This is a genomic window from Corynebacterium marambiense (genome assembly GCF_016342275.1).
Classification (GTDB): domain Bacteria; phylum Actinomycetota; class Actinomycetes; order Mycobacteriales; family Mycobacteriaceae; genus Corynebacterium; species Corynebacterium marambiense.
Genome location: NZ_JAEIOT010000005.1, coordinates 266242 through 279292, shown reverse-complemented (window position 1 = coordinate 279292; position 13051 = coordinate 266242). Strand labels below are relative to the sequence as shown.

At 65.3% G+C, this 13051-nt stretch carries 14 protein-coding genes; 7 read left to right on the top strand and 7 right to left on the bottom strand.

The annotated features are described in order from the left end of the window. Positions 1-27: 27 nt before the first annotated feature. The 3 genes from folP to dapE form a co-directional block, all read right to left on the bottom strand. Positions 28-891 (bottom strand): dihydropteroate synthase, encoded by an 864-nt coding sequence (gene folP / locus JDV76_RS03980; RefSeq protein WP_198735583.1) that lies wholly within the window; start codon positions 889-891, stop codon positions 28-30. A 4-nt stretch (positions 892-895) separates the two neighbouring features. After that, the gene (locus JDV76_RS03975; RefSeq protein WP_198735582.1) at positions 896-1696 is read right to left on the bottom strand and encodes an LOG family protein; all 801 of its coding nucleotides are present in this window, start codon (positions 1694-1696) and stop codon (positions 896-898) included. Between the two features lie 125 nt (positions 1697-1821). Then, positions 1822-2928: a succinyl-diaminopimelate desuccinylase gene (gene dapE, locus JDV76_RS03970; protein WP_198735806.1), complete on the bottom strand. Its 1107-nt coding sequence runs from the start codon at positions 2926-2928 to the stop codon at positions 1822-1824. A 135-nt stretch (positions 2929-3063) separates the two neighbouring features. Here dapE and JDV76_RS03965 point away from each other — a divergent pair, with 135 nt between their 5' ends. The 7 genes from JDV76_RS03965 (at position 3064) to JDV76_RS03935 (ending at position 9882) form a co-directional block, all read left to right on the top strand. After that, entirely contained in the window at positions 3064-3990 is a 927-nt protein-coding gene (locus JDV76_RS03965) for a DapH/DapD/GlmU-related protein (protein ID WP_198735581.1), read from the top strand. A gap of 283 nt (positions 3991-4273) precedes the next feature. Further along, on the top strand, positions 4274-5680 hold the full coding sequence (locus JDV76_RS03960) for an amino acid permease (RefSeq protein ID WP_198735580.1): 1407 nt from the start codon (positions 4274-4276) through the stop codon (positions 5678-5680). A gap of 91 nt (positions 5681-5771) precedes the next feature. Continuing rightward, complete coding sequence (gene dapD / locus JDV76_RS03955) at positions 5772-6749, top strand: 2,3,4,5-tetrahydropyridine-2,6-dicarboxylate N-succinyltransferase (protein ID WP_198735579.1); 978 nt, start codon at positions 5772-5774, stop codon at positions 6747-6749. Between the two features lie 125 nt (positions 6750-6874). Then, complete coding sequence (locus JDV76_RS03950) at positions 6875-7480, top strand: GNAT family N-acetyltransferase (RefSeq protein WP_198735578.1); 606 nt, start codon at positions 6875-6877, stop codon at positions 7478-7480. Positions 7481-7631: 151 nt separating this feature from the next. Continuing rightward, complete coding sequence (locus JDV76_RS03945; protein ID WP_232958866.1) at positions 7632-8984, top strand: amino acid permease; 1353 nt, start codon at positions 7632-7634, stop codon at positions 8982-8984. 161 nt (positions 8985-9145) lie between these two features. Beyond that, positions 9146-9394: a helix-turn-helix transcriptional regulator gene (locus tag JDV76_RS03940; protein ID WP_198735805.1), complete on the top strand. Its 249-nt coding sequence runs from the start codon at positions 9146-9148 to the stop codon at positions 9392-9394. Then, entirely contained in the window at positions 9394-9882 is a 489-nt protein-coding gene (locus JDV76_RS03935; RefSeq protein ID WP_198735576.1) for a hypothetical protein, read from the top strand. Before JDV76_RS03940 ends, JDV76_RS03935 begins: the two co-directional genes overlap by 1 nt. Here the strand turns inward: JDV76_RS03935 and JDV76_RS03930 are convergent, their stop codons facing one another. The 4 genes from JDV76_RS03930 to fdxA all read right to left on the bottom strand — a co-directional run bounded on the left by JDV76_RS03930 (position 9883) and on the right by fdxA (position 12974). Beyond that, positions 9883-10443, bottom strand: coding sequence for a GtrA family protein (locus tag JDV76_RS03930; RefSeq protein ID WP_198735575.1), 561 nt, complete (start codon positions 10441-10443; stop codon positions 9883-9885). Positions 10444-10629: 186 nt separating this feature from the next. Then, on the bottom strand, positions 10630-11376 hold the full coding sequence (locus tag JDV76_RS03925; RefSeq protein ID WP_198735804.1) for a pseudouridine synthase: 747 nt from the start codon (positions 11374-11376) through the stop codon (positions 10630-10632). Between the two features lie 83 nt (positions 11377-11459). Further along, a complete protein-coding gene (dapC, locus tag JDV76_RS03920; RefSeq protein ID WP_198735574.1) occupies positions 11460-12575 on the bottom strand; it encodes a succinyldiaminopimelate transaminase in 1116 nt (371 codons plus the stop codon). 81 nt (positions 12576-12656) lie between these two features. Further along, entirely contained in the window at positions 12657-12974 is a 318-nt protein-coding gene (gene fdxA / locus JDV76_RS03915) for a ferredoxin (RefSeq protein WP_198735573.1), read from the bottom strand. Positions 12975-13051 lie beyond the last annotated feature (77 nt).

Genomic DNA, 13051 nt, shown 5'->3' with positions numbered 1-13051 from the left:
TGACATCCCGAAGTACCGGGCCCCCGATCACGCCAGCCCCCGGATTGCGGCCACCGGGCGGACGTCGCCACGAATCGCCGCGGTCATCCGGAGTACGTCAACGGTGTCCTCGACCTCGTGCACCCGGAAGGCCGCAACACCGCGGGCCGCGGCCCAGGCGGTCGCTGCGAGGGTCCCGGACACCCTGCGTTCCAGGGGTCTACCGACGGTCTCCCCGATGAAGTCCTTGTTGGACAGTGCCATGAGGACGGGCCACCCGGTGTCGACGAGTTCATCAACGCGCCTCAGTAGTTCAAGCCCGTGGAAAGTGTTCTTTCCGAAGTCGTGCGTCGGATCGATCAGGACGAGGTCCTCGGGAACCCCGCACGTCACGGCACGTTCCGCCAGCGTGGTGGTCTCGTCGATCACCGACGCCACCACATCGTCGTAGTGCACGCGGTGCGGCCGCGTCCGGGGGACCGCTCCCCCGGTGTGGGAACAGACGTAACCGACACGGTGCGCGCCGGCAACCTCAACGAGCTCTGGGTCGTGACCTGCCCAGGTGTCATTGATCAGCCGTGCACCCGCGGTGATCGCCGCGTCCGCGACGCCGGCTCGCCAGGTGTCGACGGATACCGTCACCTCGGGGTGCCTGCGCGCCGTTGCAGCGATGAGCGGGACGACGCGATCTGTCTCCTCTGCCTCGCCGACGTGGCCCCCGGGACCGGCTTTCACACCGCCGATGTCGATGATGCGAGCGCCGGCCGCGACCGCAGCGTCGACCCGTTCGAGAGCGTCCCCGAGTGCGAAGGTGGCTCCCCGGTCATAGAAGGAGTCGGGTGTCCGGTTGACGATAGCCATCACGACCGGCAGACCGTCGTCTCCCCCGTATCCGGAACGTCGCGGTCGCATGGGGCTAGGCCCGGGCGTCGGCCGCGGAGTCACGGGCGGCGGTCTCCTCGGCTTCTCGGGCAAGTCCCCGGTGGGCGGCGCGAATGTGGGCCACGGCCTCCTCCGGGGAGTCGGTGACCATGACGAGATCCATGTCCTCGGGCGCGATCATCCCGTTGGCCACGAGCTGCTCCCTGATCCAGTCAACCAACCCGGACCAGAAGGAGGTGCCCAGCAGGACGATCGGGTAGTTGGTAATTTTTCCGGTCTGCACGAGGCAAAGCGCCTCGAAGAGCTCGTCGAGGGTGCCGAATCCGCCGGGCAGGCAGACGAAGGCCTGGCTGTATTTGAGAAACATCGTCTTGCGGACGAAGAAGTACCGGAAATGGAGCCCGAGATCGATATAGGGGTTGAGCCGTTCCTCGTGGGGCAGTTCGATGCCGAGCCCCACGCTCAATCCTCCGCCTTCGGTCGCCCCACGATTCCCGGCCTCCATCAGTCCGGGGCCGCCGCCGGTGATCACGGCGTAATCGGCAGCCACGAGCTGTTCCCCGAGTTCCCTTCCGAGCGCGTAGTACTCCGTTTCCTCCCCCTGGCGGGCGGACCCGAAGACGGTGACAGCCAGGGGCATCTCTGCCAGGGCGCCGAAGCCGTTGACAAATTCGCTCTGAATCCGCAGGACGCGCCAGGGATCCTCGTGCAGCCAGTCTGTCGATTTCTGGGTGTCCAGCAACCGCTGGTCCGTGGTGGACTCCTGCGTGCCGCCGTCCCGCACAAGTACGGGGCCGCGCATGTAGCGGTTCCGGCTCGTGGTGTTCTCGCTCATCGATGTCCTTCGCGGTTGTCGTTGTGGTGTTGCCTAACGGGGTCTGCACCATGCAGGGTAACGCCCCACGTCCGTTCTGGCGCCCCGGTCCACCGGCGCGCCCGGTTCGCCGGGTCGACTCCGGGTCAGTGGCGCAGGTAGTTCAGGAGGGTCTCGGAGACATCGGTGATCATGTGGACCGGACACTGCTCGTCGCGCTTGTGGCAGAAGGACGGGTCGCCGGGACCGAAGTTCACTGCCGGGATACCGAGTTCAGCGAAGCGGGCAACGTCGGTCCAGCCGAACTTCGCCCGGAATTCTCCCCCGGTGGCCTCGACGAGCTCCGCGGCGGCGGGCTGCCCGAGACCGGGGAGGGCTCCAGGGGAGATGTCGTCGGCAACCACGGTGAAGCGTTCGTCGCCCCGGATACCGAGGACGTCGTGCAGGTGGGCCATCGCCTCGTCGGCGGTCTTGTCTGGCGTGAAGCGGTAGTTGACATAGAGTACCGCCTCGTCCGGGATCGTGTTGGTGGCGACGAAGGATTCGCAGCGCACGATGTTGATGCCTTCGCGGTACGTGCAGCCGTCGATGCAGACCTCACCGGGTTGGTACTCGGCGATACGGGCGATTACCGGTGCGAGAAGGTGCATGGCATTGAGGCCGAGCCAGGACCGTGCGGAGTGTGCACGGACACCGTGCGCGGTGATCTTCACCCGGATGGATCCCTGGCAGCCCGCCTCAATCACCGACCCCGAAGGTTCCCCGAGAATGGCGACGTCACCGGTGAGCCATTCGGGATGATCCCTCACCAGGTGCGTTAGTCCGTTGAACTCGGCGGCGATTTCTTCGCATTCATAACAGATGAGGGTGAGGTCGCGAGACAGCTCGGGGCTTTCCGCGAGCCGGGCGAAGGCATTGAGGAAGACCGCGTCGCCGCTCTTCATGTCGACGGTCCCGCAGCCGAAGAGGGTGTCCCGGCCCTCGGCATCGGTGCCGCGTGTGGAGGGGACGTTGTCGGCCACCGGAACGGTGTCGATGTGTCCGGCGAGAATGACCCGTTCGGGCAGTCCCCTGTCGGTACGGGCGAGCACGTTGTTGCGGTGACGGAGCACCTCAATTCCCGTACCCTCCGCGAGTTCTCTGAGCGCGGACTCGATGGCATCGGCGATCGCGCCCTCATGGTGGGAAGGGCTTGCTATGTCGACCAGTTGTGCTGTCAGGTCAACGGGGTCGGCGGTGAGGTCCAGTCTGATGTCGGTCACGCACCCCACCCTAGCGCCCACGGTCCGCGCACCCCTTTCGACCTCAGCCCACCCGGTGACACTTTCGGGGTAATCCTGTCAGACAGCATGTCTGTTGTCGGGGCACAAGCAGCTAAACTGGGGGCGATGATTACTTCGGGAGCAAGCGCAGTCGGTATCGCCAACATCGCCATGGATGGCACGGTTCTGGACACCTGGTACCCGCAACCGGAACTCACGGCGGAACCGGTGGTGTCCGCCGGAACAATCCGGCTGGGAGCGGCGAAACTGAGCCGAAAGCTCCTGTCATTGGTCAGGCTCGATGAGGACCGGATGGTTGAACAGGTGGCGGTCCATACGACCATTCCCGACCTATCCGCACCCCCGATCGACGCGCACGACGTGTACCTGCGACTACACCTTCTGAGCCACCGGATGATCCGCCCCCACGACACCAATCTGGAGGGACTCGAGTCACTCCTCGCGACGGTGGTGTGGACAAACAAGGGCCCGTGCCTACCGAAGAACTTCGAGTTCGTGCGCACCTCCCTGCGATCCAGGGGACTGATCCATGTCTACGCCATCGACATCCTCCCGCGAATGGTGGACTACGTGGTGCCGACCGGTGTCCGGATCGCCGAGGCCGAACGGGTCCGTCTGGGGGCACATCTCGCGGAAGGCACCAGAGTGCTGCGAGAGGGCTTCGTGTCCTACAACTCCGGCTCTGTCGGACCGGCCCACATTGAGGGTCTCATGTCCGAGGGAACCGTCATCGGAGCGGGCACCCACATCGGGTTATCTGCGACCGTCCTCACAGACGATGCGAGCGGGGCAGACGTCCCGCATCCGGTCCGTGTGGGCGACAACTGCCGGATCGGTGTCGGCGCAGGCGTCATCGGGATCGATCTCGGCGATGACTGCGTCATCGGCAACAACGTTGTCGTCGACCGAACCACCACACTCCGGTTCCCAGACAGCGGTGTCACGGCTCCCGCGACGCAGCTCAGCGGTCAGTCCGGCTGGCACATTGACCATGAGCCGGGATCCCCGGAGCCGGTCGCCCGGCGCCGCTGATCTTCTCTCAGATTCCGGACTGTTCCCTACACAACTCCACCTGTCCCAAAGTTCCCAGCGGGGGCAGGAGCCAGGACCAACCACCCCCGTAAACCACATTGCCGGTCAACTCTGCCGGGATACCCGCGCCGATCGCCACAAGGCGTCTGTGCACCGTACAGGGCCGCACACCGACGACGGCCCGGTGAGATCCGGACACCGCGGGCCGAATCCGCACCGCTTCCTCGACACTGCCGGGGGTTTTAAGCGTTTGCACAGGGGAACCAACAGTTATTGTTTATCCATGACAATCACTGAGAACTCCAGAACTGAACTCGGTTCCGGGCTGAAGACACGACATCTGACCATGATGGGGTTGGGATCCGCAATCGGCGCGGGGCTCTTCCTCGGCACTGGCGTAGGCATCCAGATCGCCGGCCCAGCCGTCCTCCTCGCCTACGTCTTCGCGGGCATCCTGGTGGTGTTCGTGATGCAGATGCTCGGGGAAATGGCGGCAGCCCGTCCGGCATCCGGTTCCTTCTCCAACTACGCCGAGATGGCCCTCGGCCACTGGGCCGGTTTCTCCACCGGCTGGCTGTACTGGTACCTGCTCGTGATGGTGATGGGTGCGGAGATGACCGGCGCCGCCGGAATCATGTCGCAGTGGTTCGGGGTCGCTCCCTGGATACCCGCTCTCGTCTGCGTCGTCGTTTTCGCGGCGATCAACCTCTGGAAGGTCTCCGGGTTCGGCGAGTTCGAGTTCTGGTTCGCGTTCATCAAGGTCGCGGTCATCATCATCTTCCTGATCATCGGTGCGCTGCTTGTCTTCGGACTCATGCCGGGTACGGACCCGGTCGGCTTCAGCAACTTCATCGGTGATCACGGCTTCATGCCGAATGGTCTCCCTGGTGTCGCGGCAGGTCTGCTTGCCGTGGCGTTCGCTTTCGGCGGAATCGAGATCGTCACCATCGCGGCAGCGGAGTCCGACGATCCCGCGCGGAACATCGCCACCGCCGTCCGCTCGGTCATCTGGCGCATCGTGGTGTTCTACCTCGGCGCCGTCCTCGTGATCACCTTCCTCCTGCCCTACGACCAGATCAGCGGTGCGGACTCTGCCGCCGAGTCCCCATTCACCCGGGTCCTCGAGATGGCGCACGTACCGGGCATCGTGGGGATCATGGAACTCGTGATCGTCCTGGCGCTGTTGAGTGCGTTCAACGCCCAGATCTACGGCACCTCCCGTTTCGCCTACTCACTCGCAACCCGGGGGAACGCCCCGAAGCTTCTCGGCCGGACGAACAAGGACGGGGTCCCGATGAACGCCGTGCTGCTCAGCATGTTCTTCGCGTTCGTCTCCGTCGCTCTGCAGTACTGGAACCCGGCAGGCCTCCTCGAGTTCCTGTTCAACGCCGTGGGTGGTTCACTGCTGCTCATCTGGGGCTTCACCATCGTCAGCTACCTCCGCCTGCACCCGGAGCTGGAACGCAACAACGAGATCTCGGTTCGCATGTGGGGCTTCCCGTGGCTCGGCTGGATCACGCTCAGCATGCTCGTCGTCCTCACCATGCTGATGCTGTCCGATTCCGCAGCCCGGTACCAGGTTCTCTCGGTCATCGTCGTGTTCGGTGCGCTCGTCGGCCTCTCGTTCCTGGCTCCGGGGGCGAATACCGCGAAGGCGGCCAAAGCCGCCCGAAGCCGCGAACTGAAGTGACAACCGGGGTAATCCCCCGCATCGCAGCGGTCGTCGGGTCCACCGGTAGGTGGATCCGGCGGCCGTCGCCGTATCCGGTAGGTTGGAGGCCATGACTGCAGCACTAGCCACCGGACTCGCCACCATCCAACCCGACGGAACCGTTCTCGACTGCTGGTTCCCGGCCCCCGAGCTCACAGACACAGAACAGATCCCCGGGACGACCCGCCTCGACGCCGCAGATCTGCCCGATCACCTCGCCCCCCTCGCCTGTCCTGACGACGATCGCGGTGTCGAGCGTGTCGGTGTCCGTACCGTCATCGCCGACCTCGATGACGCCCCGACGGACGCGTACGACGTCTACCTGCGGCTCCACCTGCTGTCCACCCGCAAAGTCCATCCCCACGGCCTCAACATGGACGGCGTCTTCGGGCTGCTCACCAATGTCGTCTGGACGAACTTCGGGCCCTGCCCGGTGGCCGATTTCGAGATCACCCGGGCGAAACTCTCCCGCCGCGGCAAAGTCACCGTTCATCTGGTGGACAAGTTCCCCCGGATGATCGACTACGTCGTCCCCACCGGGGTCCGCATCGGCGACGCCGACCGGGTCCGTATGGGCGCCCACCTCGCGGAGGGCACGACGGTTATGCACGAGGGCTTCGTCAACTTCAATGCCGGCACCCTGGGCTCCTCCATGGTGGAAGGCCGCATCTCCGCGGGAGTCGTCGTCGGCGACGGCACCGACATCGGCGGCGGCGCCTCCATCATGGGTACACTGTCCGGCGGTGGGAAGCAGGTCATCTCCCTGGGCGAGCGCTGCTTGCTGGGCGCCAACGCAGGGTGCGGCATCTCGCTCGGCGATGACTGTGTCATCGAGGCCGGTTTGTACGTCACCGCAGGAACCAAGGTGAAGGTTCTCGGCGACGTAGCTACGGCCGCCGGGGTCGCCGACGGCGACTCCGTGAAGGCCGTCGAGCTATCGGGCGCCTCGAATATTCTCTTCCGCCGGAACTCGCTCACCGGCGCGGTCGAGGCCACCGCATGGGGCTCCGCCAAGGTGGAGCTCAACGCCGACCTGCACGCGAACTAGCTCAATCCCGAGCCTGAACGCGCCCGGCGGTCTTCCGCCGAGCGCGGCATACGCCAGCGACCGGCTACGCTAATCCGCGACGGCGCCCCCTTCCCCCGGGGCACTACGACGACAAGGACCCGACCATGCCCTGGATCAGTTCTCCTCCCACTCTCACCGGCCGGATCGTCGAGCTGTCCCCGCTGCACCCGGACGATGCTGCGGAGCTGTCCAAGGCCGTCCGCGACGGCGATCTCCACCGGGAGTGGTGGACCTCCACCCCGTCGCCCGACGACATGACTGCGGACATCGCGGGCAAGTTGGTGCAGGCCGCCGACGGAACGATGGTCCCGTTCGTCATTCGCGCAGCGACCGGCGGCAGTGCGCTCGGAGTGACTTGCTTCTACGATCTGGATCCTACGGTCCCCCGGCTGGAGATCGGGTATACCTGGCTCCGCGCCTCGGCGCAGGGCACCGGAGCAAACCCCGAGGCGAAACTCCTGCTGCTGAGATACGCGTTCGACGAGTTGAACTGCGCGCGGGTGGGGATCCGGACGAAGTTCTCCAACACCACGTCCCGGGCCGCCATCGAGCGCCTCGGATTCAAACGCGACGGGGTCCTCCGTTCACATGCAAGACTCCGGAACGGGACCCTCGATGATGCCGTGCTGTATTCGGCGCTGGAGCATGAGTGGCCCGTGATCCGGTCGGTCCTCGGGAACCGTGTCGAACGCCACGTCTCCCTGAATTGAGAATGCCGGGCCGGTGTCCCGCCGCCACCGTCAGGCGCGTAACTTGTTCTGCGGAACCTTTATTCTCAGCCGACACGCAGCAGGAGACGTGAGCGCCGTGACAGCAACCACAACCCACCTGGGATCCGGGCTCAAGGTCCGGCACCTAACCATGATGGGCCTCGGCTCGACCATCGGGGCGGGACTGTTCCTCGGAACCGGCGTCGGGATCAGGGCTGCCGGGCCGGCCGTGCTGCTGGCCTACATCGCCGCTGGGGCGATCGCCGTGATGGTGATGCGGATGCTCGGCGAGATGGGGTCGGTGGTGCCTGCCTCCGGTTCGTTCTCCGAGTATGCGGAGCTCGGTATCGGCCGGTGGGCGGGATTCACCCAGGGCTGGATCTACTGGCTCGCCACCGTCGCGGTCCTCGGCGCCGAGATGACCGGGGCCGCGGCGATCATCGGTTCCTGGTTGTCGATCCCGCAGTGGGTCCCGGCGCTCGTGTTCGTCGTCTTCTTCGGGGTGGTCAATCTCCTGCGTGTCCGGGCCTTCGGTGAGTTCGAGTTCTGGTTCGCACTGATCAAGGTGCTCGCGCTCGCCGGATTCCTAGTCATCGGGTTCCTTCTCATCTTCGGCCTGCTCCCGGGGCACCCGTACATCGGGTCGTCGGTGTTCACGGCGGACGGGTTCATGCCGAACGGTCTGGGCGGAGTCGCCGCGGGCATGCTCGCCGTGGCCTTCGCCTTCGGTGGCATCGAGGTGGTCGCCATCGCTGCCGCCGAATCCGAGGATCCCGGCAGATCACTGGTCAACGCGGTGCGCACGACGATCACGAGGATCAGCGTGTTCTACCTGGGCAGTGTCCTGGTGATCACCTTCCTCCTGCCCTACTCCACCCTCGGGGCGGCCAACACCGCGGCGGACAGCCCATTCGCCCTCGTTCTGGGGCTCGCCGGAATACCCGGGGTCGTGGGACTGATGGAGACGCTGATCGTGCTCGCACTGCTCTCCGCGTTCAACGCCCAACTGTTCGCCTCCTCCCGGATGATGTTCTCGCTGGCCCAGCGCGGCGACGCTCCGGCGATATTCTCCCGGGTGAATGCCAGAAAGGTCCCTGTCCCGGCCATCATCCTGTCGATCATCCTCGCCACCGTGATGGTAGTGCTGAATTTCGCGGACACGGGTTGGCTGCTCGGGTTCATGCTCAACGCGGCAGGAGGTTCCCTGCTCATCGTCTGGGGATTCATCACCGTTTCCGAGCTGAAACTCCGGCGCCGACTGGAGCGGGTGTCAGAGCTGCCGATCCGGATGTGGGCCTGGCCCGTGTGCACGTGGGCGACCCTCGCCGTACTCGTCGCCCTCGGGCTGCTGATGCTCGCGGACGCGGGTGCACGCATCCAGCTAATGTCCGGTGCCGGCATGTTCCTCCTGCTGTTCATCGCGGCCCTGGCCAACTCGCGGATTCGTGGTGTCAGTCCGTGGCAGAAGGCGCTCCTGCCCGGTGAGGACCGGGTTCTGCGGTAGTCACGCGCCGTCCTCGCTCTCCGGTGCGCGGGCACCGTCCGTCCCCTCCCGGCACGGGAGGGGACGGATTTTTCAGTTTTCAGTCCCCACAGCTCCCTTTCCGTCCGGCCATACAGGAAATAATCCTTGACCCGAGGGTAATTATTTTTTACATTATGACCATGGATCCGGATACGACAGAGAACCTGGTGCGTAAGCTCCGCCGATGGGCGGAGCTGTCCCAGGCCGATCTCGCGGAGCGGGTAGGCGTCACCAGGCAGACGATCGCGAACATCGAGAAGGGAAACTACTCCCCGTCCGTCCACCTGGCGCTGGCGATCTGCCGCGAACTCGGAGCCACCGTCGAGCAGGTCTTCGGCGCCGAACAGAACACGACAGCCCCCGGCATCACCCACGAAAGGAACCGATGATGACCATCACCCGACACCTGGACACCGCGATCCGCTGGTCGGAGAACCAGTTCGAGGACGAATTCCAGATCAGGACGTTCCACCGCTCGCAGACACTGGGACGGATACTCTGCGGTCAGCTGTCACTGCTCACCGCAATGATCCTCGCCTGGGTCCTTCCGGACGGACGGGCACTGCTGTCCTTTCTCGCCGTGCTCCCATTCGCCGGTTCCGAGCTGATCGCCAACGCATGGTTGACCCGCCGGGTACCCCGCCCCGCACCGCCGCGGCCACCGGCACCGGTGATCGCACTGACGGGTGTCCTCACCGTGTCATGGCTGGCCGGAATCTGGCGGAACGGTCCGACCTCGGGAGCGGACTGGCTCCTCGGACTGATCGTCGGTGCCTGCGCCGGACTCATCACCTTGATCGTGGCGGGCCCCAGACTGATCCGTCGTGCCCGGCGCCGGGACATCCGGCGCATCGACGCACGACTGGGGGCCGACTGATCAGGCCCTCGGGACGGTGGGCTCCCGGACGGCCACGACACGGCTCGAGCGGAACGTCCAGAACTTGTTCATGACGAAGTTCACCGGCATCGCCACCATGATCGAGATCAGCGTCGCCCAGTAGAAACGGGTCCGGATCCCGGAGGAATCGTCGAAGATGTGCGCGGGCAGCGCGAACGGTGATTCCGGATTCATCAGGGCCGTCACCACAACCAGGCTCACCACGAGCGCGGCCAGGCCAGTGAGCAGGAACGGCACGAACTCCCGAAACCAGCTTAGGTGCGTGGACGAGCGAAACGTCCAGGATCTGTTGAGCTGGAAGTTCCACACATTCGCAACGAGGAAGGCGATCGTCAGGAACACGTGGTACCAGCGGATGTTGTAGTCGGAGCCGAGCAGATTCAGGAAGGGGTCGTGTTCCGTGATCCCGTGCCACCACCAGGCGATCTTCTTGCTCGCGGCGACGGCGATGAGATTGACGACGACACCCGAACCACCGACAAGCCCGAACTTGATGAACTGCCGGAGACTGTTGGCGTAGCGGCCGGTGGTTGACGTCATGGTACGAGCGGGTGTCCTTATCGATCCAGTACAGCGGAAGCACGGTGGCCGCCCATCGGCACGGCCCGGGGCACCCCACATAGCAGGTACCCACCAAGTAGAGCATTCTACTTCGTGCCGTCCCCGATTCAGCATTCAAAGGGCGGATATTCGTCCCCTAGTGGCGATCATCACCTTCGACACCATTCACGGCAGGTGGGTACTCCGCCAGCCCCGGAACCGTCCGTCAACCGGATCGACCAGCTGCAACCGGGTGGCGACGAGACCGAGGGGAGTCGAGAAGTCAGCGAGATCCAGACCAGTGTCCACTGGGTAGGTGTCATCGCCGACGATCGGGCACCCGAGGTGTGCGAGCAGGGCGCGGAGCTGGTGCGTGTGCCCAGTGACGGGCTGCAGCTCGACCAGTCTGTCGCCCGTCCGGCGGATCCGGGTGCGCGTCGGGACGCCGCCAACCGCGACCTGAACCACCCGTTCACCGCTGATCTTGCGCATCGGCAGATCGATGGTCGTCCACTCCTCCCCCACCAGAGGCTCCCCCACCACCCGGGCCAGATAGGTTTTGGTTACCTCACGGCGCTGAAATAACGACTGATAAGCGGCCCGGGTTTCCGGATCCGCGGAGCAGAGCAGGGCACCCGCCGTCAGCCGGTCCAGGCGGTGCAGGGGAACGATGTCAGGGTTGTCCAGTTCCACCCTCAGCCGTGTCTGGACGGTCTCCCGGACGATCCGCCCGTTCGTCGTTGCAGGCAGGAAGTGCGGCTTGTCCACGACCACGTACCGGCCCGTGATCTCGAGTACCACGTGGGCGAAGGGAATCGGCGGTTCCACCGGAACATCGGGGGTGAACCACGCGGGAGTCGGACGTTCGAGGACCGTACCCGCAGGTATCGCCTCACCGAACCGGAAGGGTGAATCACCCGCGTCACCGGCCACATAGCAAGGGCCAGCCGGCACCACCCCTCGGAGAACGACCCGGCGCGGGGAGATGCCGTCGATGACCGGGAGAGGACGGCGGCTCACGCCAGCCGCGCCACCGCGGCGTCAATGCGTTCGTCCGTTCCCGTCAGCGCCATGCGGACGTGGCGGGCCCCCTTGGGGCCGTAGAAGTCCCCCGGGGCGACGAGGATCCCGCGTTCGGCGAACCAGTCGAGGGTGGCCCGGCAGTCCTCGCCCCGCGTGGCCCACAGGTAGAGGCCGGCCCCCGAGTAGTCCACGGTGAAGCCTGCACCCGTCAGGGCGGCGAGCAGCTTGTCCCGGCGTGCCCGGTACCGTTCCTTCTGAGCGGTTTCCTGGGCGTCATCGTCGAGAGCTGCGACCATGGCCGCCTGGATCGGGCCCGGCATCATGAGACCACAGTGCTTACGAACCTCCAGCAACTGACCGATCAACTCCGGATCACCGGCAAGTACCCCGGCACGGTAGCTGGCCATGTTTGAGGACTTGGACAGTGAATGGATCGCGATGAGACCGGTATGATCTCCGCCGCAGACACCTTCATCCAGGATGGACAGGGGCGGGTTCTCCTCCTCCCAGCCCAGGCCGATGTAGCACTCGTCGCTGCACAGGATCACGCCGCGATCCTGCGCCCAGCCGACGACCTTCCGCAGGTGCTCGATGCCGAGTACCTTGCCGGTGGGATTCGACGGCGAGTTGATGAACATCATCGTCGGAGTGGCGGGACCGATCTGCGTCAGGGAGTCCGCCCGCTGTGGACGGGCACCGGACATGAGCGCCGAGACCTCGTAGGTGGGATAGGCGACCTCGGGGATGATGACCGTGTGCCCAGCACCCACCCCCAGCAGCATCGGCAGCAGCGCGATAGCCTCCTTGGTGCCGATGACCGGCAGGACGCTCTCCGGTGTCAGTCCCGTCATGTTGTAGCGGCGGGACAGTGACTCGACCAGCGCCCGGTTCAGCTCCGGGGTACCAGTCGTCTGCGGATAGCCCGGTTCAGCGGCCGCATCCGCCAACGCGACGCGGATCGGTTCCGCGACGTCATCCACAGGGGTGCCCACGGAGAGATTGACGATACCATCGGGGTGCTGCGCCGCCTTGTTCTTCACGTCGGAGATAGTGTCCCAAGGGAAATCGGGGAGGGCGTTTCCGGGAGGAGTGCGGGTGAGAGATGCCATACCACCGTTTATACCTGTCCACTGACGGACGACAGCCCGGCGGGTCACGGTGGATCGCGCCGGGCTGTCGTCCGTCTGGTCTCAGGCCTGCGGGGGAAGCTTGTCGACCAGCGGCGGGTCGAAGTCCTGCTGGCCGAGGCGAGCGGCCCCACCGGGCGAACCGAGATCGTCGAAGAACGCGGCGTTGGCGTCGGTGTAGTCGATCCACTCGTCCGGGACATCATCCTCGTAGAAGATCGCCTCAGTCGGGCACACGGGTTCGCAGGCACCACAGTCGACGCACTCGTCGGGGTGGATGTACAGCGAGCGCTTTCCCTCGTAGATGCAGTCGACAGGGCATTCTTCGACGCATGCCTTGTCCATGACGTCGACGCAGGGCTGCGCAATTACGTAGGTCATCGTGGTTCGGTTGCTCCAGGTGGAAACGGTTCGGGTGGTCGGACGACAGGGGCTGGTCCATCGCCGGACCCCATTGT

Excerpts from the sequence above, each read along its gene's own strand:
- folP (WP_198735583.1), bottom strand. The coding sequence starts at position 891 with ATGCGACCGCGACGTTCCGGATACGGGGGAGACGACGGTCTGCCGGTC.
- JDV76_RS03975 (WP_198735582.1), bottom strand. The coding sequence starts at position 1,696 with ATGAGCGAGAACACCACGAGCCGGAACCGCTACATGCGCGGCCCCGTA.
- JDV76_RS03965 (WP_198735581.1), top strand. The coding sequence starts at position 3,064 with ATGATTACTTCGGGAGCAAGCGCAGTCGGTATCGCCAACATCGCCATG.
- JDV76_RS03960 (WP_198735580.1), top strand. The coding sequence starts at position 4,274 with ATGACAATCACTGAGAACTCCAGAACTGAACTCGGTTCCGGGCTGAAG.
- dapD (WP_198735579.1), top strand. The coding sequence starts at position 5,772 with ATGACTGCAGCACTAGCCACCGGACTCGCCACCATCCAACCCGACGGA.
- JDV76_RS03950 (WP_198735578.1), top strand. The coding sequence starts at position 6,875 with ATGCCCTGGATCAGTTCTCCTCCCACTCTCACCGGCCGGATCGTCGAG.
- JDV76_RS03945 (WP_232958866.1), top strand. The coding sequence starts at position 7,632 with ATGATGGGCCTCGGCTCGACCATCGGGGCGGGACTGTTCCTCGGAACC.
- JDV76_RS03940 (WP_198735805.1), top strand. The coding sequence starts at position 9,146 with ATGGATCCGGATACGACAGAGAACCTGGTGCGTAAGCTCCGCCGATGG.
- JDV76_RS03935 (WP_198735576.1), top strand. The coding sequence starts at position 9,394 with ATGACCATCACCCGACACCTGGACACCGCGATCCGCTGGTCGGAGAAC.
- JDV76_RS03930 (WP_198735575.1), bottom strand. The coding sequence starts at position 10,443 with ATGACGTCAACCACCGGCCGCTACGCCAACAGTCTCCGGCAGTTCATC.
- dapC (WP_198735574.1), bottom strand. The coding sequence starts at position 12,575 with ATGGCATCTCTCACCCGCACTCCTCCCGGAAACGCCCTCCCCGATTTC.
- fdxA (WP_198735573.1), bottom strand. The coding sequence starts at position 12,974 with ATGACCTACGTAATTGCGCAGCCCTGCGTCGACGTCATGGACAAGGCA.